22 protein-coding genes are annotated in these 19,817 nt (G+C 59.1%); 5 read left to right on the top strand and 17 right to left on the bottom strand.

Going from position 1 to position 19,817, the window contains the following annotated elements:
• The first annotated feature begins 1 nt into the window (after nucleotide 1).
• Nucleotides 2-298: a hypothetical protein gene (locus tag FHP24_RS09610; protein WP_139675829.1), complete on the top strand. Its 297-nt coding sequence runs from the start codon at nucleotides 2-4 to the stop codon at nucleotides 296-298.
• 239 nt (nucleotides 299-537) lie between these two features.
• Here FHP24_RS09610 and FHP24_RS09615 read toward each other — a convergent pair whose 3' ends face one another.
• The 7 genes from FHP24_RS09615 to FHP24_RS09645 all read right to left on the bottom strand — a co-directional run bounded on the left by FHP24_RS09615 (nucleotide 538) and on the right by FHP24_RS09645 (nucleotide 7,273).
• Nucleotides 538-1,116, bottom strand: coding sequence for a recombinase family protein (locus tag FHP24_RS09615; protein WP_139675830.1), 579 nt, complete (start codon nucleotides 1,114-1,116; stop codon nucleotides 538-540).
• Nucleotides 1,117-1,398: 282 nt separating this feature from the next.
• Nucleotides 1,399-2,343, bottom strand: coding sequence for a hypothetical protein (locus tag FHP24_RS09620; protein ID WP_139675831.1), 945 nt, complete (start codon nucleotides 2,341-2,343; stop codon nucleotides 1,399-1,401).
• A gap of 20 nt (nucleotides 2,344-2,363) precedes the next feature.
• Nucleotides 2,364-3,713, bottom strand: coding sequence for an AlbA family DNA-binding domain-containing protein (locus FHP24_RS09625; RefSeq protein WP_180355939.1), 1,350 nt, complete (start codon nucleotides 3,711-3,713; stop codon nucleotides 2,364-2,366).
• A gap of 396 nt (nucleotides 3,714-4,109) precedes the next feature.
• The gene (locus FHP24_RS09630) at nucleotides 4,110-4,478 is read right to left on the bottom strand and encodes a hypothetical protein (RefSeq protein ID WP_139675833.1); all 369 of its coding nucleotides are present in this window, start codon (nucleotides 4,476-4,478) and stop codon (nucleotides 4,110-4,112) included.
• Nucleotides 4,479-4,609: 131 nt separating this feature from the next.
• Nucleotides 4,610-5,455 carry a C40 family peptidase gene (locus FHP24_RS09635; protein WP_139675834.1) on the bottom strand — a complete coding sequence of 282 codons (846 nt, stop codon included), beginning with the start codon at nucleotides 5,453-5,455 and terminating at the stop codon, nucleotides 4,610-4,612.
• Between the two features lie 11 nt (nucleotides 5,456-5,466).
• Complete coding sequence (locus tag FHP24_RS09640; RefSeq protein WP_139675835.1) at nucleotides 5,467-5,817, bottom strand: MarR family transcriptional regulator; 351 nt, start codon at nucleotides 5,815-5,817, stop codon at nucleotides 5,467-5,469.
• A 55-nt stretch (nucleotides 5,818-5,872) separates the two neighbouring features.
• A complete protein-coding gene (locus FHP24_RS09645) occupies nucleotides 5,873-7,273 on the bottom strand; it encodes a leucyl aminopeptidase family protein (protein ID WP_139675836.1) in 1,401 nt (466 codons plus the stop codon).
• Nucleotides 7,274-7,405: 132 nt separating this feature from the next.
• Here FHP24_RS09645 and FHP24_RS09650 point away from each other — a divergent pair, with 132 nt between their 5' ends.
• Nucleotides 7,406-8,266 carry a tetratricopeptide repeat protein gene (locus FHP24_RS09650; RefSeq protein WP_246091643.1) on the top strand — a complete coding sequence of 287 codons (861 nt, stop codon included), beginning with the start codon at nucleotides 7,406-7,408 and terminating at the stop codon, nucleotides 8,264-8,266.
• 75 nt (nucleotides 8,267-8,341) lie between these two features.
• On the opposite strand, the gene FHP24_RS09655 is transcribed toward FHP24_RS09650, so the two are convergent.
• From FHP24_RS09655 to FHP24_RS09700, 10 genes are all read right to left on the bottom strand, one after another.
• The gene (locus tag FHP24_RS09655; protein ID WP_210237814.1) at nucleotides 8,342-8,776 is read right to left on the bottom strand and encodes a GFA family protein; all 435 of its coding nucleotides are present in this window, start codon (nucleotides 8,774-8,776) and stop codon (nucleotides 8,342-8,344) included.
• 51 nt (nucleotides 8,777-8,827) lie between these two features.
• Nucleotides 8,828-9,766, bottom strand: a complete 939-nt coding sequence (locus tag FHP24_RS09660) for a type II secretion system F family protein (RefSeq protein ID WP_139676207.1) — start codon at nucleotides 9,764-9,766, stop codon at nucleotides 8,828-8,830.
• Between the two features lie 46 nt (nucleotides 9,767-9,812).
• Nucleotides 9,813-10,826, bottom strand: coding sequence for a type II secretion system F family protein (locus FHP24_RS09665; RefSeq protein ID WP_139675837.1), 1,014 nt, complete (start codon nucleotides 10,824-10,826; stop codon nucleotides 9,813-9,815).
• Between the two features lie 21 nt (nucleotides 10,827-10,847).
• Nucleotides 10,848-12,341 (bottom strand): CpaF family protein, encoded by a 1,494-nt coding sequence (locus FHP24_RS09670; protein WP_139675838.1) that lies wholly within the window; start codon nucleotides 12,339-12,341, stop codon nucleotides 10,848-10,850.
• Nucleotides 12,342-12,375: 34 nt separating this feature from the next.
• Entirely contained in the window at nucleotides 12,376-13,668 is a 1,293-nt protein-coding gene (locus tag FHP24_RS09675) for an AAA family ATPase (protein WP_394344603.1), read from the bottom strand.
• 30 nt (nucleotides 13,669-13,698) lie between these two features.
• A complete protein-coding gene (locus tag FHP24_RS09680) occupies nucleotides 13,699-14,385 on the bottom strand; it encodes a CpaD family pilus assembly protein (RefSeq protein ID WP_139675839.1) in 687 nt (228 codons plus the stop codon).
• 59 nt (nucleotides 14,386-14,444) lie between these two features.
• Nucleotides 14,445-15,935, bottom strand: a complete 1,491-nt coding sequence (locus FHP24_RS09685) for a type II and III secretion system protein family protein (RefSeq protein WP_394344604.1) — start codon at nucleotides 15,933-15,935, stop codon at nucleotides 14,445-14,447.
• 17 nt (nucleotides 15,936-15,952) lie between these two features.
• Nucleotides 15,953-16,753 (bottom strand): Flp pilus assembly protein CpaB, encoded by an 801-nt coding sequence (gene cpaB / locus FHP24_RS09690; RefSeq protein WP_139675841.1) that lies wholly within the window; start codon nucleotides 16,751-16,753, stop codon nucleotides 15,953-15,955.
• Nucleotides 16,754-16,872: 119 nt separating this feature from the next.
• Nucleotides 16,873-17,394, bottom strand: coding sequence for an A24 family peptidase (locus tag FHP24_RS09695; RefSeq protein WP_139675842.1), 522 nt, complete (start codon nucleotides 17,392-17,394; stop codon nucleotides 16,873-16,875).
• A 93-nt stretch (nucleotides 17,395-17,487) separates the two neighbouring features.
• Nucleotides 17,488-17,661 (bottom strand): Flp family type IVb pilin, encoded by a 174-nt coding sequence (locus tag FHP24_RS09700; RefSeq protein WP_139675843.1) that lies wholly within the window; start codon nucleotides 17,659-17,661, stop codon nucleotides 17,488-17,490.
• A gap of 395 nt (nucleotides 17,662-18,056) precedes the next feature.
• Here FHP24_RS09700 and FHP24_RS09705 point away from each other — a divergent pair, with 395 nt between their 5' ends.
• From FHP24_RS09705 to FHP24_RS09715, 3 genes are all read left to right on the top strand, one after another.
• A complete protein-coding gene (locus FHP24_RS09705) occupies nucleotides 18,057-18,461 on the top strand; it encodes a pilus assembly protein N-terminal domain-containing protein (RefSeq protein WP_139675844.1) in 405 nt (134 codons plus the stop codon).
• A gap of 120 nt (nucleotides 18,462-18,581) precedes the next feature.
• Complete coding sequence (locus FHP24_RS09710; protein WP_246091690.1) at nucleotides 18,582-19,196, top strand: TadE/TadG family type IV pilus assembly protein; 615 nt, start codon at nucleotides 18,582-18,584, stop codon at nucleotides 19,194-19,196.
• The gene (locus FHP24_RS09715) at nucleotides 19,193-19,786 is read left to right on the top strand and encodes a TadE/TadG family type IV pilus assembly protein (protein WP_139675846.1); all 594 of its coding nucleotides are present in this window, start codon (nucleotides 19,193-19,195) and stop codon (nucleotides 19,784-19,786) included. The genes FHP24_RS09710 and FHP24_RS09715 overlap by 4 nt, the downstream gene beginning before the upstream one ends.
• Nucleotides 19,787-19,817: the final 31 nt, after the last annotated feature.

Genomic DNA, 19,817 nt, shown 5'->3' on the forward strand with positions numbered 1-19,817 from the left:
AATGACGGAGGAGGCAGCGGTGTCCGTTTGTGCCAAGACCTCATCAATCTTGGTTCGCGCCCAAGTGAGCGGACGCACGACGTCGGTGCTTATTGCCGGATGCCCGTTCGCCACCGCCCTCATAGCTGTCATGATGAACTCGGCGGCAATTGTCATATCCGACATGCAAACGTCTATCGTTGCTGCGGATGTCGGCTGTCTGTTGGTTCGCATTGAAGGCCCCCTGTTGAGAAAAGAGGCCCCCTTAATAGCCAGGAAAACAACCGGCACAACAAGGGCTAAAGTCAGCGCAGGGTGACGATTTGCGATGGACACTCAGGGGTGACGACGGGCTTCCCGTGGCGATTGGGGATAAAGCGCATTTTGTGCCGAGGCGGTCACTCAAAGGCGACCACATGACAAATTGTCGCACCATGCCGCGTTCATGCCCGTGCAGGACCTACCGGCCAAAGAGGCCGTTCAAGACGGAAAGGATGCCGCCCAAAGCTAAAGCACCGAGCGCGCTCCAGCAAACTATGAGGATCATAAGCTCCATGGTCATGCCTCACCTGGCGCATCGCTGTCGCCGCCAAGCGCACGATAGACACTGGCCTTGCTCAATCCCACCTTCGCCATGATTTCGCGGATCATCAGCCCATCAGCCCGCATACGGCGAATGTCAGCAACGACGTCGGCTGTGGCTTGAGCCTTCCGGCCAAACTTGGTTCCGTTCTCCTTCGCCTTGGCAATGCCATCCATCTGCCGTTCTGCCCTGATGGCAGTTTCGAACTCGGCAAAGACAGCGAGCATCTGGAGCATGGCGCGTCCTGCCGGGGTGCTAGTGTCGATGCTCTGATCCAACACCATGAGCGCCACGCCCTTGTCCTGTAGTTCTTTCACGATGGAAAGCAGGTCGGTTGCGGAGCGGGCCAACCGGTCAATCTTGGTGATAACGAAGGTGTCCCCCTTACGGACGAACCGAAGGGCATCCTTGAGGGCAGGACGATTGCTATCTACGCCGGAACGCTTCTCCTCAAATATGTGGTCGGGCTGGATGCCGAGTGCCACCATCTTATCACGCTGGACTTCAAGGCTTTGCCCTACCGACGAGACGCGAATGTACGCGACGTGGGTCATGTCTCATATCCTCTTAGACGTTTCAGTCCGTCACTTATGAGACACGTATTGAGACACGTCAAGAGACATTCTCACAATGTACACTTTTTGAGACTACAGGTGGCGTCACCGCTGGCGGCAAGAACGTCTGCCAAAAATGGGAACCGCGTCTGTGAGGCAATAGGTCCGCGACCGTATGGGGGTCACGCGCTTCCACGAATGTCTAGTTTGGGTGTCTCGGAAATTTCTGCCATTTTTGGGTGGCTCAATCTACTCTGATACCCGTACCGCACTAGACATCGGCTAGGTACTTGGCTTCTTGAGATCGCGTAAGGGAACCTCCATCATAATACACTCGTCGCTATCAGACCCGCCCTCCCTGCGGAATAGCTCGTCGTCGGCATCAAGCTCACCGACTGGAACGGGCTTGCCTGTCCACCCACAGTCCTCGCAGGTGGGACGCTCCCAAACCACCTCTGGAAGCTCCTCATTGTAGCCTTCCCGTGGAGACAGGTGCGGCGAGCCACATTCTGGGCATTCTTCGGGGACCATACGGATGTGTCGCAGTACCAAAGAGGTCGCTAAGCCAAGCCCATGTTCGACAGTCGATAGAGCGGCTTCTGCGTCATGCCATGTCGCCGAGTGTGCGTGTGTCAACCAGTTGGCGAACACCCATGCGTCGCTGAGGAGAGACTTGAACAGGTGTCTGCGGTCCTTCTGGGAGCCTCCAGAGAGGATCGTGTCGCAGATCACATCATTCCACCCCCGAAAGTCTGCCCGTTTTGGCGGCTGCTCTATGGGCCACTCAGAGGCATCTTGTGCCGCAGCGACGTAGGCAAGAAGGGCTTCTCGGCTTCGCACACCAATGGCCTGATAATCCGACACATTCTGCGCTTGATGGAGGGCGTCGTTCGCCTCGCGTAACTTATTGAACACTTCCCCAAAGGGTAGCACACGACGGCCTTCGATGCGCTGTTGCTGCGTACGTGGGATACGGAGGCACAATCCCATATGGAAAGTGACAGCTAGGTCCATGTTCGGGAATTGGTCTTGGGAGTACAGGTTTGTCGGATTGGTGATTACCCACCAACGACCGTCGCTCGTATGCAAGTCCCAAACATCGTGACGATGGCCCATCAGCGTTTCGGCATAGACCTTCTGGAGGAAGTCAACGCGGGCATTTGCCGATGATTGCGAAAGGAAGTAACGAACGATGTCAGCCTTCTCGTCTTCTGAGGCATGTAACATTCTGGCTCCCCTCGCGGGTTCTACGGATAGTGATTACCAATGGGACGCCATCCGCTGGCAGCGCGGTGTATCCATTCGGATGACAACAAGAAATTTGGGTCGAACACCCGCAGCAAAGGGGCCAGAAGGTCAGAGACAATCTCCGGCCAGCGTGAAGACAGCGCAGTGACGGGCCATTGACCAAACGAAACTACCGACGCCGACCTTGCCACCCTGCCAGGAGACCAATCTGAGTTCGGATCGGCAATCATTCTACCTTCAAGGCCACGCCATTCGCATCGAAATGAGACCGTTTGCGGCTCCCTGAAACGAGATGATAGGCCCTCTGCGTGCCTGACAAGCTCGCCTAGTTCTCGGGCAGCATTGTTGGGACTAAAAAGCTTACCATCGCGCCATCCGTCCAAATCAAGAAAGTCGGACCTGATGGGCCGAATTGTCGTGGCTCGCCCGTCATCAGCAACCCTCCAGAAATCCCCATTCGCGCCGCCGCCGTACTCTCGGAGCAAATTCTCCTCAAGGAACTGGTTGGCGTCCCCCGTGGCACTATCGGTGACGAAGTAGGGATCAATGGGGACCCGATCAAAGGGAAAGAACAAGCTCCAGCCGGTGTTCACTCGATCGCGCATCTCAGCATTCACTTCTCGCAGAACGCTTTTCAAGTTCTGCTTTGGCAATGCCTCGCCGTCTGCCGTCTCTATCAGGTAACTCAGATGGACCGATCTGGCGTAGAGATGATCCGGTTGCCCGTGATCAAGCACATACTGTTTGTACGCCGCGAACGACGCATTGTGCCATCGGATTAAGCGGTCCTCGGTATTGGCCGACTGCTTGGGCGATGCAAGCGCCGCACCGAGTGCGCCCAACAGGGCCGCACGGTCGTGGGTAACGCAACGTCTTATTACCTCTACCCAATCCATGGAGCTGACAATCGGCGCGCTCTCTGGTCCAGCTTTGCGGATGTAATAGGTGCCAGCCTTGATGCCTTTCACCTTGCCGTTAACTACGGGGCCATCAGACTTCGCACATATCGGAGTCGCGCCATGCGACGGCACAACGATGACACTATGCTGGTACTCACCATTCAGGACATCTCGAACATCACAGTGCGGAACTGGGTCGAGATATTTTCGCGTGATCGCAGCAATGCCGTCGTGTGAGTAATGGCTAGTGTCGTACGGGTTTGACCCTGTGGGCGACAACGTCTCATCGTCAAAGCCGAAGATGATGAAGCCTCCGCCATGGTTCGCTAGCGCCGCGATGTGTCTCGCCACGTTGGCTCGGTTCTCATGTAACGATAGGTCCAGCCAGCGCTTGTACTCCGCGTGAAGGTTCTCGTTTGGATGATCAATGTACTCCTGTATCTCCGTCACCGGCACACTCCCTAGCTTCGCCGTAGAGTAGCATTGGGTAACTGACAATCAATCCGCGTGGGCCGTTTCATTTCCTTCCCGGTTGCATAAGAACTGACTGTGGAATATGCTAACCAGAAGGTCCACAATCCACACTCGCTGGGTACACACGGCCGGGATGAGCCTCAATCGAAGATCAACGCTAACGCATTGATTACGCTTGTGAATGACGCCAATAGCCTCGGTTCGATTTGAACCGGGAACACCTCTTCTGGGCACCATTCCCATTGTTTATGTTTAGTAATTGGCCCGCTTGCGGGCCTTTACTATTTTTGGATTCAGCTGCCGTGCAGGTCTTGCCGCGTGTCGGATCAGGCCGCTTTTGCGGGTAGGTGACCCGGTATTTGCCGGCGGATATTACTCTGGAAGATGACGCGGATTGAGGCCGGGGACCCATTGGGTGTTCGGCAGATTTGTGCCCGTGTATGTGATGCCGTTCGGGGTTTCGCAGCGATAGACCTGAACGGGAAGATCATCCAGAATGCTGCCGCGGAACCTGCGGCGGGGCTCCGACGTGTAACCGACGCCGGTGGTGCAGCGATAACCGTCCGCGATCTCGGCCTTGACCCGCTCCTCCTCCGGAACGACACCGGGAAGATCCTTGAAATAGGTTTTCATCGACGGGCCGAATGCGTTCCCATCGGCGGCGAAAACCACCGATGGCACCGCCGCGAGGATGAGCACGACCAGCATCGTGGCGGGCAATATCCATGCACCTTTGAGCATCGGGCTAAACTCCATACCTCGGCTTGCTGTTCCACCTAGAGATAAGTGCAAGCGACCTGCGATACCATGCAGTGCTGGCCAACATTCTCGTGATAGTGGAGCCATGACCATGGAAGCACTGCCCACCCGCTTCAGACGATACGGCGATAGCCGGTGGGCTGCTCGTAGAGCCAGCCGATACGCTTCACCGCCGCTTCGAAATTTTCTCTCGCTACGGTCATCGTGTGGCCGTTTGCGTGCAACAGCGTCTCTTCGTCTTCCATGATGCCGACATGGCCCTTCCAGAAGACGAGATCGCCGCGGCGCAGTTCATCGCGCCCGATCTCATCGCCGATGGACGCCTGCATGTCGGAATCGCGCGGGGCCTTTTTGCCAACCATCATCAGCGCCAGTTGGGCAAGGCCGGAACAATCGATGCCGAAGCCCGAACGTCCGCCCCAGAGATACGGCGTTTCGATAAATCTGGTCGCAACGGAGACGTAGTCGTCCGCGATCGTCTCGCCGATAGGAAGGCAGTGGGCGGCAATGACGGCCTCGCCGTTCTCCAGCAGAAAATACCGTGTACCGCGCGTCTCGGCATCGCCGATGACGGTCACGAGGCTGCCCATGGAGAGGGCGCCGAGCGGCGGCTTGCGCAGTTCCGCGCCCGGATAGAGAAAGGTGCGCGCAGCCGTAATCCGATGCGTCGGCTCGACCGCCGGGCCGATCATTTCTTCCGGCAGATAACCGACGTAACCGTCTCCGTCGGCCTGCACCCAGGCGAAACCGTTGGCACGATCGAAGACCCGCACGTTCTCGCCGCGCAGAAGTTCCGTGTCTATGCCACGCCCGAGATCCGGGAACGGTCGCAGGGCGGCAACGGAGGCCACGACGGAGGCTGGTTCGCCCTTGACGAAGCGGGCGGCCTCCACCTGGCCTTTCAGCACCTCTGCTGCGAGGTCAGGGCGGAAGGCATTGAGACGTCTGTCGAGTTCCATGGTTTTGTCCTTTAGGAGGCGGCACGCCCTGCTTCCCGAATGATCAGGTCGCCGAGCTTTTCCAGATAAACTGCGCCACCGACGGTTCGTTTTATCACGACATTGCGCCGATCGCGATCATCCCTTACGCGATCGACGAGACCGAGTTCGCCCATCCTGTCGAGCGCACGGGTGATGACAGGTTTGGTGACATCAAGCGTTTCGGCAAGGCCGCGCACCGTATGCGGCGGAGGGACCAGATAGATCTGCAGCAGGATCGCCATCTGCCGCAATGTCAGATCGGGTGCTTCGCCCCTCACCTCTTCCAGCGATACGCGATGCCACAGGCCCAGCGCATCCGTCGCAGTCAACTCGATCGGCATCCGATTTCTCCAAACGGATGCCGATCCTAGCGACAAACCGTTACCGGTCTGTTTGTCAGCTAGAGACTGCGGCTCTCTCGCGGATGACACGGTAGAGCGCCCGGATGGCGAAGGCCTCGCCGCCCACCGGGGCATGCGGTTTTTCGGACGGGTTCCAGCCGTAGATGTCGAAGTGAATCCAGCTCGGCGAGGCCGTGACAAAACGCTTGAGGAACAAGGCTGCGTTGATCGAGCCGGCCATGCCGCCGGAGGGCGAATTGGTGATGTCGGCGGCGCGGGTGCGCAGATCCTTGTCGTAGCCCATCCAGAGCGGCAGGCGCCAGACGGGATCGGCAGCCTGTTTCGCCGCAAGCTGCAGCTTGGACGCAAGCGCCTCGTCATCGGTGAAGAAAGGCGCCAGTTCCGGGCCCAGCGCCACGCGGGCGGCACCGGTGAGCGTTGCCATGTCGATCAGCAGATCCGGCGGCGTTTCGTCGGCATAGGCCAAGGCATCGGCAAGGACCAGACGACCTTCGGCATCGGTATTGTCGATCTGGACGGTGATGCCCTTGCGGCTTTTGTAGATGTCGCCCGGACGGAAGGCATTTCCGGCGACGGAATTCTCGACGGCCGGGACCAGGACCGTCAGGTCTACGGAGAGGCCTGCATCCATGATCATCAGCGCAAGACCCATGACATTGGCGGCACCGCCCATGTCCTTTTTCATCAGCGCCATGCCGGTGGCGGTCTTGAGATCCAGACCGCCGGTATCAAAGCAGACGCCCTTGCCGACCAGTGTGATCCGCGGATCGCCCTTTTTGCCCCAGCGCATTTCGAGCAGGCGGGGTGCAACAGCACTCGCCCGGCCGACCGTGTGGATCAGCGGGAAATTCCTGTCCAGAAGGTCGTCGCCGATGATCGAGGTGACGGTTGCACCATAATGTTCGCCAAGCGCGCGGAAGGCCGCTTCCAGATCATCCGGCCCCATGTCGTTGGTCGGCGTGTTGATCAGATCGCGGGCGAGCAGGATGCCGGCAAGCTGCCGTTCGATATCGTCCGCATCGGCGCTGTCGGGAACCGCAAGCCGTGCGTCCCTCGCCTTTTCCGATTTGTACTTGGCGAAGGAATAGTTGCCGAGGCCGAAACCGAGGGCGAGGTGATCAGCGGCGATACCTTCCGCCTCGATCGACCAGTCGCCAGGCGGCAAAAGCTTCGGGAGCTTGCCTGTCAGGAACGGCGTATCCGCAGGATCGCTGCCGAGGCCGAAAAGCACGCGGGATACGGACCCGCCCTCGCCGGGCACGACAAGAACGGAGCCTGCATCGGCCCTGAAACCTGCAGCCTTCGCCCAGGCGGCGGCATCGGCGGGAAGGGTCGCAGCGTCCAGATCAGCGGGCGTGACTGCCGTCACCGGCTTGGTGACGGCACCGGCAGGGGCAAAATACGACGGGCGGGAGATATGCTGGAAAGGCGTCATGGCGGCGTTCATAACCTTCGGGAATCATTGGTCTTAACAATTCGTTAGGGTTAACAGTTTATTGCTGAACGGGAAATGCGCCACTTCTCATTGCCTTGGCAGACCACAAGGCAGCGGATCGACGAGACCCCGATGACTGCAGCAAAGACATATTCCCGGCTTTCATCCATCGCGCGCCCTCATCTTTTGCGCTCGTCCGTAGCCCGCGCCACGATCCTGATCTGCCTTGCCATGGCCGTGACCGGCTGCAACACGACGAAAAGCGACACGATCACCACCGGCTCGATCCCGAAAACCTCTTCGGCACCATTGGACGGCATGGACGCGGCGCAACTGGCCGAGACCGAGCGGGCCATCGGCGGCGCCTATGTGAAGAACCCGAAGAACAAGGATATCGGGCTACGTTATGCCACAGTGCTCGGCATGACCGGCAAGCATGCCCAGGCGCTTGCCGTGATGCAGCAGGTGGCAATCGCAAACCCCACCGACCGGCAGGTGCTTGCCGCATATGGCAAGGCCCAGGCGGCAGCCGGCGAGCTCGAACAGGCACTCGGCACGATCGGCCGCGCGCAGACACCCGATCATCCGGACTGGCGGCTGATGTCGGCCGAAGGCGCCGTACTCGACCAGCTCGGACGCTCGAACGAGGCCCGGCAGAAATATCGCATGGCGCTGCAGACGCAGCCTAACGAACCGACCATCATGTCCAACCTCGGCATGTCATACGTTCTTTCGGGCGACTTGAAGACGGCGGAAACCTATATGCGCAACGCCGCCCAGCAACCGGCGGCCGACAGCCGCGTGCGGCAGAACCTGGCGCTGGTGGTCGGGTTGCAGGGACGTTTCTCCGAGGCCGAAACGATTGCCCGCAAGGAGCTTTCGCAGAGCCAGGCCGACACCAACGTCACCTATCTGCGCTCGATGCTTTCCCAGCAGAACTCATGGGCGAAGCTTGCCGACAAGGACAAGCCGGCAAAACTGGCCGCAAACTGATTTCCCAGACAACGCGTTGAAGCGACGACGACCGGTGTTTCAGCCGGTCGATCTGCATTTGCGGGAATTATTCTCTCATTGCTCCGGAATGAATTTCAGCACGCCGGCGCGGCCGGACTTGCCGGCAACTGCGCCATCGGATGGATGCGATACGCCATCATTGACGATCACGGACGGGAAGTCGAACGGGCTGATGCCTTCGAGGCATGCGACGTTCACTCCATATTGCTGCGGGTTCGAGCGCCGTTGGTGATGGGTGTAGATGCCGCAGACCGAGCAGAAATAGTGCTTCGCCGTCTTCGTGTTGAATTGGTAGAGCGTCAGTGCCTCTTCACCTGACACGATCCGGATATCGTCGAGATTTGCCGTTACCGCGATCGCGCCGCGCATTCTGCAATAGGAGCAGGTGCAACGTCTTGCGCTGCGCAGGCCGTTCGCCAGCCGCACGTGAAAGCGAACCGTGCCGCAGTGGCAGGCACCGTCGAGCGCGTCAATGTTTTCGTCCAGCATCACTCATCCTCCGGTTGGCGCAGAACAATCCATAACCGAATGCGACGGAGTTTAGAACTTGTCGGAGACCGTAATGCCCGCCGGGCCAAGGATGACGGCAACCAAAACCGGCAGGAAGAACAGGATCATCGGAACGGTCAACTTCGGCGGCAGGGCCGCAGCCTTCTTTTCCGCTTCGTTCATACGCTCATCGCGGCTTTCCTGGGCCAGAACACGCAGCGCCTGGGACACCGGCGTGCCGTAACGATCCGCCTGAATGAGGGCTTGGACGACCGAGCGGACAATATCGAGCTGCGTACGGTGTCCGAGATTTTCGAGCGCCACCCTGCGATCCTGCAGAAAAGACAGTTCCGCCGTCGTCAGCGCCAATTCTTCGGCCAGTTCGGGCGAGGACGTGCCGATTTCCTCGGCGGCGCGGCGCATGGCCGCCTCGATCGAATTTCCGGATTCGACGCAGATCAGCATCAGGTCGAGCGCGTCAGGCCAGGCGCGCTTGATCGATTTCTGGCGCTTGCCGACCTTGTTGGAGATGTAGATGTTCGGCGCATAAAAACCGAGATAGGCGAAGCCGACAACCGCCAGGATCCGGATGCCCATCGGCCTGGATTCGAGATTGCCCAGAACGAACACCCAGACGGCCGCGAGCATGAGGAACAGGAACGGCAGAAGAAAACGCGCCACCAGGAACATGTTCAGTGCGTTTTGCGACCTCAGGCCGGCGGCGCGGAGCTTGTTCACCGTGCCTTCGTCGACCAGTGCCTCACGCAGGTTGAAACGCTCGACGATCTGGCGGACCGACTGGTTGTTCTGCGTGCGCAGGCTCGCCTTGCCATCGGCATTCATGCGTGCTCGCTCGCGGGCCCGCATCTCCTCCCGTTCGGTGGACACCGCCTTCATGCGCTTGTCCAGATCGCCACGCTCCATGAAGGGTGCGGCCAGCGAATAAAGCGTTGCGAAAACGGCGAGCGCCACCAGGATAGCGAAGATCATGGTGGGCTCGGTGATGGCTGCGGCAAGATCTTTCACTGTCCGCTCCTCATATGTCGAAGTTGATCATATTGCGCATCACGACGATGCCGATCGTCATCCACACTCCCGACAGAAGCATGATGATATGCCCGCGCGGGTCGGTGAACAGGACCATCATGTATTGTGGCGAGGTCAGATAGACGAGCGTGGCGACGATGAACGGCAGAGCACCGATGATGACTGCGGATGCCTTGGCCTCCATAGACAGGGCGCTGACCTTCATCTTCATCTTGCGGCGTTCACGCAGCACCTTGCCGAGATTGCCAAGCGCCTCGGACAGATTGCCGCCGGCCTGGCTCTGGATGGCGATAACGATCGAAAAGAAGCTGACTTCGGACAGCGGCATGGTCTGCATCATGCGTGCGCAGGCTTCGGGAATGCTCAAGCCGATCTTCTGGGCTTCGATAACGCGCTGGAATTCCCGTTTGACGGGCTCACGGCCGTCGGACGCGATCAGCCGGATCGCATCGTTGAGCGGCAGGCCCGACTTGATCGAGCGAACCATGATGTCCAGCGCGTTGGGAAATTCCTCGAGAAACTTGTTGCGGCGGCGCTTGATCAGGAAGCCGACGATCCATCGCGGCACACCGAGAGCAAAAACGAAACCCGCACCGAGCGAGCCGAGCAAGGGCATGCCGATGATCAGCGTCGCGATGAAGGCGAGCATGCCGAGACCGGCAGACATCACGTAGAAACGCCCCATCGTCAGCGACAGGCCGGTCTGGCCAATACGCGATTTCAGGCTCTTGTCGCCAATATATTTGTTTTTCTCTTCCTGCTTTTTCTCCATATCCTTGAGAGAATCCTGCAGGGATTTTCGACGCTTGGACAATTCCTGGACACGATCGCGGGCGGCCTTGGCCTTGCCCAGATCGCTTTCGGCAGCCTTCACCCGTGTGAGCCGGGCGCCGGCCTTCTTTTCGGTCTCCATGCGCGAAAACAATAGGGCATAGGCAACCGAGGCCGCCGATACGGCAGCCAGAAGGATGATCAACAGCATGGTCAAATCAAGCCCGAACATGCGAACTGCCCCTTAAGCTTCTCAATCCTTGGCCGTTTCCATGGCGTCGAGTGCTGCCGAAAGGCGGCGCTCCTCGCCGAAATAACGTACACGGTCCCAGAAATGCGGTTTGACGATGCCGGTGGAGACGTGCCGGCCGATGATCCGTCCGTTGGCATCCTCGCCATCCATCTCGTAGCGCATCAGATCCTGCGTGATGATGACGTCGCCTTCCATGCCGATCACCTCGGTGATCTGTGTAATGCGGCGCGAACCATCGCGCAGACGGGCGGCCTGGATGATGATATCTACCGATCCGCTGACAATTTCGCGCACCGTCTTGGCCGGCAGCGTATAGCCGCCCATGGCGATCATCGATTCCATACGGCTCAGGCATTCGCGCGGCGTATTGGAGTGGATCGTGCCCATGGAGCCGTCGTGGCCGGTATTCATCGCCTGTAGAAGGTCAAACACTTCCGGTCCGCGCACTTCGCCGACGATGATGCGTTCGGGGCGCATACGCAGGCAGTTCTTGACCAGATCGCGCATGGTGATCTCGCCTTCGCCTTCGATATTCGGCGGGCGGGTTTCGAGGCGCACGACATGCGGCTGCTGCAGCTGAAGTTCGGCGGTGTCTTCGCAGGTAATCACCCGCTCGTCGAGATCGATGTAGCGCGTCAGGCAGTTCAGCAGTGTCGTCTTGCCCGAACCGGTACCGCCGGAGATGACGACGTTGCAGCGGACACGGCCGATGATCTGGAGCAGGACGGCGCCTTCCGGCGTGATCGCGCCGAACTTGACCAGCTGGTCGAGCGTCAGCTTGTCCTTCTTGAACTTACGAATGGTAAGAGCCGGGCCATCGAGCGAAAGAGGCGGCGCAATGACGTTGACACGCGAACCATCGGGAAGGCGCGCGTCGCAGATCGGCGACGATTCATCGACACGCCGGCCGACCTGGCTGACGATGCGCTGGCAGATGGACAGGAGCTGGGCATTGTCGCGGAAACGGATTTCCGATTCGATCGTCTTGCCGGCGACTTCGATGAAAGTCTGACCGGCGCCGTTGACCATGATGTCGGAGATGTCGTCTCGGGCAAGCAACGGTTCCAGCGGGCCATATCCCAGAACGTCGTTGCAGATATCGTCGAGCAGCTCTTCCTGCTCGGAGATCGACATCGCGAAATTCTTGATGGTGATGATATCGTTGACGATATCGCGAATTTCCTCGCGAGCGCTCTCGTTATCCAGCTTGGCAAGCTGCGACAGGTCGATCGTGTCGATAAGCGCGGAGAAAACCTGGCTCTTGGTATCGTAATACTGGTCGTTACGCGCCGGACGCTTGCGCGCGGGCGCTCCCGGTGCGAGCGGAGGCGGTGTCATGGGTTGACGCGCGGGTGCGTTTTCAGCCGGAGCATCTGCCCTGACGCTGGTTTCCGGCCGGACCGATGCGGCAGGCGCGGGCGTAAATTGAGGTGCAGGCGGTGCCGCGACTGCACCTGCCTTTCCGAACCCGTCGTTTCCGCGCTTTCCAAACATGCTTCTTAAGACCTAACTCTCAGGTGGCGTGGTTTTACTTGCGTCCCAGCATGCCGAGCATCTTGCCGAGACCGCCCTTTTTCGCCTTCTTGACCGCGATCCTGCCGGTGACGACATGGGCGATCTGCGAGAATGTTTCGGCAATCGGAGACTTGGCATCGATTTCCGAGATCATCCGGCCGCTGTTGGCGGCATTGCCGAAAAGCGCTGAATCGAAAGGCAGAATGGCGATCGGCTCGATCTCCAACGGCTCGGTAAAGTCGGATGGAGCGATTTCGGGGCGTTTCGGCATTCCGACCTGGTTGAGGATGAGGTGCGGCGCGCGGTCATTCGGTCTCAGCTTCTTCAAAGCGTCGAGAATGTTCTTGGTGTTTCGAAGATTGGCAAGATCGGGGGCGGCGCAGATGACCACCTCGTCAGCATCTGCGAGAACCGAAGTCGTCCACTCGTTCCATGCATGCGGGATATCGAGAACCGCGATCGGCGCGCTGCGCTGCAGGATTTCGATCACCGGCTGAAATGCGCGACCTTCGAAGTCGTAGGAACGATCGAGCAGCGAAGGGGATGCGAGAAGCGATAGATGATCGGAGCATTTTGTCAGCAGGCGGTCGAGAAACACTTCGTCGAGACGCTCGGGCGCAAAAACCGCCTCGGAAATCCCCTGCATCGGATCCTGGTCGAAATCGATGTTTGCAGTGCCGAACGGCAGGTCGAGATCAGCAAGGATGGTTTCAGTCGAGAACAGGCTGGATATGCCGAAGGCGCAGTTATGGGCGATCGTGGATGCGCCGACGCCACCCTTGGCGCCGATGAAAGCGATCGACCTGCCCAATGGCTCCGCATCCGGATCGACGAAGATGGCGGAGATCGCCGCCATCATGTCGACCATCGGGACGGGCGCCACCAGATATTCGGAAATGCCGTTGCGCACCAATTCGCGGTAGAGCGCGATATCGTTGTAGCGACCGATGACGATGACACGGGTCGACGAATCGCAGACTTCGGCCAGTGGCGCGAGGTCTGCCAGGAGGTTGCGCGACTCGGCCGCCGTCTCGAGAATGATCAGGTTCGGGGTCGGCGCGGACGTGTACATATTGGCGGCTGCCGTGGTGCCGCCGCTCGTGACACGCAGGTTGACCTTCGCCATACGGCGATCACGCGACATCTTGTCGATCATGCGCTGCACGCCTTCGCTTTCGCAGAAGGCGTGGATGGAGATACGCGGCAGCGGCCGAACGGCCTCGAGATCGAGGCCTGACGGATGCTCTTCGGCGGCATCGGCATGCGACGGCTGGCCGTTCACATCGTATTGGACAGTGCTTATCATCGCGTCACGCTCCGAAGCCGTTGAGCTTGCTCATTCGTCCATGTCCTTCAGTTCAACGACAGCTCCGCGATAACGCTCCATCACCTGACCACGCTGTTCGCCATCGGGCGGCGTCATGCGGCGCGGCCCGAGAAGATCGTTCGGGTTGGCGATCTGGGCTGCGAGGTTGCTCTGGTTGGCACAACCGAAGTTGTAATAGTTCTTGTTGGAGAACGTGTTCAGCGTCATGTCTTCCGGCCACTGGCCACATGGCTGGGTCCTGGCGGCGATTGCGACATAGCTCAACCGGATGGGAGCTGATTGACCGAACTCAGACGGGAAATGTCCCTGAAGGATTTTCTGTGCAGGCACGCCCATCCTCACCATCAGCCGACGCACGGACGAAGCGGCGGATACAGCCGCACCTTCATTCGCCGATCCCCGCGGGGTGATGATCTGGATGATGCCGGTCGAGGAACGGCGGTATTCGGCAACGAAGCCGGCAATGACTTCCGACTGGCCATTTGTGAGGCCGGTATCGCCGGCAGCGACCGGAATGTCGATCGTCTTTTCCGCTTCGCCGACGACGATCGGGTGGCGCGTGCGGTAATCATCCGGCAGCGATCCGGTCGTCATGCTGTCCTTGCCCGCGCAGGAAGACAGCAGCGCCGCGGCGCCGATTACGAGCGCTGCCGAAAGGCGGCCCGTCGAATATCGCGTTGTCTTTCTCGGATCCATGGCTGGACGCCTTTCCTGCGAGCGGCTGCCGCCGAAGTTTGGGAGCTGTGCTTGCTTGGTCATTTGTAGATGAACCCGACATTGCCCTGATACGGTGCCGGCGGCGGAGACGCCTCCTTGCGGCCGTAGATCTTGTTGACCCGACCCAGGAAGACGCTTTCGGCATCGCTGGCGGGCTGGAAATTGTCATCCGGACGGGAGAGTTCGTTGCGGGCGACGGGCCGGACCAGATAGGGCGTTGCGATGATGACCAGTTCGGTCTCGTTGCGTTCGTAGCGCTTCTGCCGGAACAGGGCACCAAGCACCGGAACCTTCGAGGCGACCGGCGTGCCGCTCATATTCTGCTGGATTTCGTCCTGAAGCAGGCCCGCCAGGGCGATGGAGCCGCCCGAGGGCAGTTCGACAACGGTCTCTGCGTCGCGCTTACGGAATTCGGCGCCGCCGGTGCTGTTTGCAACCGGCTCGGAGACCCGCGTCTGGATACGCAGGCTGATGCGCCCGGAAGACAGAACGGTGGGCGTGAAGCCCAGGGACACACCGTAATTATAGGGAGTGAGTGTCGACACTCCGTCCGTGCCAAGGGTGGAATACAAACGCTCGCCGCCGGAATTGAACGTTGCTGACTGGCCTGAAATGGCCGTCAAAGTCGGCTCTGCCAGGGTCTTGATCGCGTTCGCCTGTTCCAGGGCGCTCATCACCATGTCGAAGCTGAACTTGCCCACATTGCCGGCCACCTGACCCACGAGACCGTCCGTCGCGTTGGTTGCAGCACCCAAAACCGACAGAGCCGATCCCGAAGCCGCCGCATTGCGCTGGAAGACGTTGTCGAAGCCGAGCTGTTTGATGACTTCGCGGCGGACTTCTGCCACGGTCACCTTGACCGTTACCTGATCTTCTCCTTCGATCGTCAGAAGATTGACGACCGATGAAGTCTGCCGGCCTTCGGCGAAGATTGCGGAATCACCACCGTTATTACCGCTCGTCGCGGTGATTTCGCGCGTCGTCGCTTCACCGCCCTTGAGGAAGGCCGTCGCCAGCTGTGCCGCCTTTGCCGCATCCTGCGGCGTACGCACGCTTCCGGAGAGCACGATGTTGTCCGAAACGATTTCGACCTTGATGTTCGACTCAGGCAGGAAACGGCGAAGATTTGCCTCGAGGCCGGAAATATCGCGTTCGATCTCGACGTCGAGCGTGACGATTTCCTCGCCGCCCGGACCGAAGACAAAGATGTTGGTCTGACCGACCGTCTTGCCGAAGAGATAGATACGCCTCGACGTGCGGGTGACGGCGTCGGCCATGGACGGGTCGGCCACCAGGATATCATGGGCATCGGACGGCAGGTCGATGACGAGAGCCTTGTTCAGACCGATCGTCAGCCGCCGTTTGGTACCGACACCGCCCTGCGCGATGCGGATCACGCCGCTATCGGCCGCAGCAGCATTCGGAACGCCGAAGAAAGATGGAGCGAAGCTTCCCGGAATGCCGGCAACGGCCAGGCATAAAGCCAGGCCGGTCGATACGGTTGCGCGGGTCTTGCGTTTCAAAGTCATAAACCTCATCGCTCCGTTCAATTGGCCTGCGTCGAGCCGGTGATGATCGACCCCGACTTGATGACCTGGATATCCGCCTTGCCGCCACCATGCAGAAGGTATTCGGCTGCCTGCGTGTCCGCTTCCTGCGCATCCGCAACCGACCGAAGGGCGAGCGTCAAACGCTCTGCCATCTGCTGAGCCACCGCGATGACCTTTGCCTGATCGGGCGTGAGTTCGAGGGTCGCGGTCGTGCCGACAACGGATTTGCTACCGTCGGGCGCTTCCTGGATGTTCTGGTCGATGGCCAGCACGCGAACGTTGTTAAGGACGTTTTCGGTGACATACCCGCCACCGGTATCCTTGTTCTGGCGAACCATGATGACATCGACGCGGTCATTCGGCAGCACGAAACCGCCGGCGCCTGTCGCAACCGAGATTTCGGTTGCAACCGCACGCTTGCCGGAAGGAAGAAGCGAAGACATGATGCGGCTGGAGGAATCCGCCACCTTTTCGGCTCTCAAAGGCTCACCCTTGAAAATCGGAAGGCGGACGACGGAACCTTCAAGCTCCTTGACGGCATCCGGACGGGCTTCATTGGTGATAAAGCCTTCGGCAATACCGCTGCGCGGCCAGTCCAGCCATTCGACCGACTTGTCGTTCAGCCGGCTGCCAACGGGCAGGTTATCGGCCGAAACCAGAACGCGGACCGTCGGTTCCTTGATGACCGTTTCCACCAGCTGCGGCGCCTGGGGGCCAGACATGCGCATGGCCAGCAAGCCGGCCAGGCCTGCAGCCACAACGGCCACCGTCAGGATGATGATGCGAGCGGGCTTCATTGCCGTTCCCTAAGAGAATCCTTGATCTTCCCGACAGGATGGGCGGCAATGGTGTAATTATGGTTAATGAGAAGCTTATAATGCTGGTTAACGCAGTATTGCGACAGACGTCAGCGGCTTCAGAACGCCTTGAGCGCCAGCATTGCGACGGGCGATGCTCCAAACGCCATCAACCCGCCCATGGCGATTGCGATACCATAGGGAATCTTGCTGGTGCCGACGACAGACACGGGCAGCGGGATGCCGATCGACATCACAAGATCTGCACGAGCACGAAGAAGGAGGAAAAGCAGCGTTACTCCGCCCCCGGCATAGGCAACCAGGACAAGAAAGGTTGCGAGCGAAGGAGTAAAGCCGAACCACAGACTTGCCGCGGTCAGGAGCTTGGCGTCGCCGCCGCCCATGACATTGGCGGCGAAGAGGGCAAAGCAGACGGCAAAGACGACCAGCGCTGCACCGAGACTGAAGCCCAGGTCGATCAGCGGCAACCCCGCAAGCGGTGCGAGAATGAAGAATGACACCGCCAAGCCGAGCGACAGGCGGTTGGATATTTTCATCGTCAGGAAATCGCTCATCGCAGCGGCAGCAAGGGCCGCGGGAAAGACCGCAAGCACAGATACGGCGACGATATCATCCAGCATGGAGCTTTTCCCGATAACGCTGAAAAAGGCTTGAAGCCGCCCGGAACGGGACGGCTTCAACCATTGTCTTCGGTGCCGAACGACGGCGGATTGTTACGTCTTGCTGGATACCTTGGCCGCGATGTTATTGAACGCGTTGCCAAGGTTATTGCCGAGGGTGCTGGCACCAGCGATGATAGCAACCGAAATAAGGGCGGCGATCAGGCCATATTCAATGGCAGTTGCACCGGATTCATCTTCACGGAAACGAGCGAAAATCTTGGACATTGAATTCTCCTATTCCACACAATTGTTGTTCAGCACTTACCGACAACTGTTTTTCCGTTGCTCGGTTGATGTGGAAGCTACAGGCGGACGATTGCCAACCGCTTAAAAAGGAACGTTACCGGATCGTTAATCGGGGCAGTTATGAGCACTGTGGTAAATAGATCCTGACAGAAATGCAGTGCTTTTTTCAGTATCCGCAAGATGCTGATACAGCCCGTCGAAGTACATATAATTCAGTTAGTTAATTGCGATAAAGAGGGTCGCGAATCGCTGTTTTGGTAACAAATGGCCAAGTTACAGAAAGATAGGGCCGGCCTGCCCCCGCCGCTTAAGCCTTCATTCACCAATCAAGGTCATCTTCCATTCATATCGAAATCCGCCCAAGGACCCTTAAAATGGCGCTGCGTCTTGTATTGGCCGCCTTCACGCTTGCCTCCAGCGTCCTCGCCGGCGAAGCTGCTGCCGATGATCGCCAGGACGTGCTGCGCGTGTTCATGAATCAGGCGCGCGTGCTGAAACTCGACCGGCCGGTGGCAAAGGTCATCGTCGGCAATTCGGAAGTGGCGGATGCGACGGTGGCGGATGCAACGACGATCGTTCTAACCGGTCGCAGCTTCGGCACCACCAATCTCGTGCTTCTCGATCAGGACGGCAATGCGATTGCCGACGAGCGGGTACTGGTATCCATCGACGAGGGAAATACCGTGCGTGTCTTCAAGCAGACCGAGCGCACCGTATTGTCCTGCACCCCGAACTGCGAGCAGCATGCCGAGTTCGACACAACCACGAAGACGCCCTGATCGTTGCGACTGCACCAATTTGCATCAGTTGGGAAACGGTTTTTCAATGATCGTTGATTATGGTCCGTCCTGCTTTCACCGCTCCGCGGATAGGAAGAGATGCATCAGGATCATTCGCCAATGGCCGGCTCGACTTCGCCGAACGCTCCAAAATCCGGATTGAAGAGGCTTTTCCGCTCAAAAGACGGCGCGGCGGCGATCGAATTCGCATTGCTCGCCATCCCCTATTTCCTGATCGTCTTCGCCATCATCGAGACGTTCGTCGCCTATACGGCCGAGCAACTGGTCGCCAACGCCGTCGATACGATGGGCCGCAAGCTGCGCACCGGGAACATTACCTACAGCACTACGAATACTACTGCACCCACCTACATGGATGAGACCAAATTCCGCCGTGCTTTCTGTGGCGAGATCTCGATCCTGATCAAGTGCAGCGAAGCCGAAATCACTGCGGTCACGAAGACCAACAAGCTGTTTCTGGACGCCAAACCTTATACGAACTTCTCAGACATGCCGACGACCATACCGGTCGGCAGCGACGGTGACCTCAATACGACCGGCCTCACCTTCGCGCCCGGCGGGGCGGGCACGAAGAACATGCTGCGCGCCTATTACAGGTGGGACATCATGACCGACCTGCTTCGTCCGTATATTTCCAACATCCGCCCGACCACCGGATCCAACTATTTCCTGATCGTGGAAACCTCTGCCTTCAAGAACGAGGACTACCCATGATGCGGGCGACGTTGCGCAAACTTCTTTCGGGATTGCCGCTGGTCAACCAGATGCGGCGCTTTGGCGCGGATATCCGGGGCGTCGGCGGTGTGGAATTTGCACTGATCGCGCCTCTTCTCCTCGCCCTCTATATCACTTCGTTCGAACTGACGATCGGGCTCAGCGTATCCAAAAGGGTGACCCGCACGGCCAGCACGATCGCAGATCTGGTGACGCAGCAATCGAAGGTCTCGACGACCGATCTGCAGCAGATGGTCAATGTCGCGAACGCCATCTTCACGCCCTACACCCCTCAAAACCTGAAGATAAAGGTTACCGGCATCACGCTCGACGCGTCAGGCAACCCGACAGTCACATGGTCATGGGCGCAGGATGGAAGCCGGCCTTATGCCAACGGTTCAACAGTCAACGTACCGACCGATATGCGTTCGGCCAGCACATTCCTGGTTCGGGCCGAAGTATCCACGACACATCAACTGCTGATGTTCATGCCGGGGATCATGCCGAACAGCCTGCAGACCCTCACGCTGAACCGGGAGTTCTTCTACCGCCAGCGTGTCGGGACCAGTATTACCTGCGACGGGTGCTGAGACTTCGAGGCCAGCCCACTCGTCCGTTCCC

The sequence above is a fragment of the Aliirhizobium smilacinae genome, from assembly GCF_006335145.1.
Taxonomy (GTDB): domain Bacteria; phylum Pseudomonadota; class Alphaproteobacteria; order Rhizobiales; family Rhizobiaceae; genus Neorhizobium; species Neorhizobium smilacinae.

Bases quoted from the DNA above. Each gene is read 5' to 3' on its own strand.
- FHP24_RS09610 (WP_139675829.1), top strand. From the start codon at position 2: ATGACGGAGGAGGCAGCGGTGTCCGTTTGTGCCAAGACCTCATCAATC.
- FHP24_RS09615 (WP_139675830.1), bottom strand. From the start codon at position 1,116: ATGACCCACGTCGCGTACATTCGCGTCTCGTCGGTAGGGCAAAGCCTT.
- FHP24_RS09620 (WP_139675831.1), bottom strand. From the start codon at position 2,343: ATGTTACATGCCTCAGAAGACGAGAAGGCTGACATCGTTCGTTACTTC.
- FHP24_RS09630 (WP_139675833.1), bottom strand. From the start codon at position 4,478: ATGCTCAAAGGTGCATGGATATTGCCCGCCACGATGCTGGTCGTGCTC.
- FHP24_RS09635 (WP_139675834.1), bottom strand. From the start codon at position 5,455: ATGGAACTCGACAGACGTCTCAATGCCTTCCGCCCTGACCTCGCAGCA.
- FHP24_RS09640 (WP_139675835.1), bottom strand. From the start codon at position 5,817: ATGCCGATCGAGTTGACTGCGACGGATGCGCTGGGCCTGTGGCATCGC.
- FHP24_RS09645 (WP_139675836.1), bottom strand. From the start codon at position 7,273: ATGACGCCTTTCCAGCATATCTCCCGCCCGTCGTATTTTGCCCCTGCC.
- FHP24_RS09650 (WP_246091643.1), top strand. From the start codon at position 7,406: ATGACTGCAGCAAAGACATATTCCCGGCTTTCATCCATCGCGCGCCCT.
- FHP24_RS09655 (WP_210237814.1), bottom strand. From the start codon at position 8,776: ATGCTGGACGAAAACATTGACGCGCTCGACGGTGCCTGCCACTGCGGC.
- FHP24_RS09660 (WP_139676207.1), bottom strand. From the start codon at position 9,766: ATGATCTTCGCTATCCTGGTGGCGCTCGCCGTTTTCGCAACGCTTTAT.
- FHP24_RS09665 (WP_139675837.1), bottom strand. From the start codon at position 10,826: ATGTTCGGGCTTGATTTGACCATGCTGTTGATCATCCTTCTGGCTGCC.
- FHP24_RS09670 (WP_139675838.1), bottom strand. From the start codon at position 12,341: ATGTTTGGAAAGCGCGGAAACGACGGGTTCGGAAAGGCAGGTGCAGTC.
- FHP24_RS09675 (WP_394344603.1), bottom strand. From the start codon at position 13,668: ATGATAAGCACTGTCCAATACGATGTGAACGGCCAGCCGTCGCATGCC.
- FHP24_RS09680 (WP_139675839.1), bottom strand. From the start codon at position 14,385: ATGGATCCGAGAAAGACAACGCGATATTCGACGGGCCGCCTTTCGGCA.
- FHP24_RS09685 (WP_394344604.1), bottom strand. From the start codon at position 15,935: ATGACTTTGAAACGCAAGACCCGCGCAACCGTATCGACCGGCCTGGCT.
- cpaB (WP_139675841.1), bottom strand. From the start codon at position 16,753: ATGAAGCCCGCTCGCATCATCATCCTGACGGTGGCCGTTGTGGCTGCA.
- FHP24_RS09695 (WP_139675842.1), bottom strand. From the start codon at position 17,394: ATGCTGGATGATATCGTCGCCGTATCTGTGCTTGCGGTCTTTCCCGCG.
- FHP24_RS09700 (WP_139675843.1), bottom strand. From the start codon at position 17,661: ATGTCCAAGATTTTCGCTCGTTTCCGTGAAGATGAATCCGGTGCAACT.
- FHP24_RS09705 (WP_139675844.1), top strand. From the start codon at position 18,057: ATGGCGCTGCGTCTTGTATTGGCCGCCTTCACGCTTGCCTCCAGCGTC.
- FHP24_RS09710 (WP_246091690.1), top strand. From the start codon at position 18,582: ATGGCCGGCTCGACTTCGCCGAACGCTCCAAAATCCGGATTGAAGAGG.
- FHP24_RS09715 (WP_139675846.1), top strand. From the start codon at position 19,193: ATGATGCGGGCGACGTTGCGCAAACTTCTTTCGGGATTGCCGCTGGTC.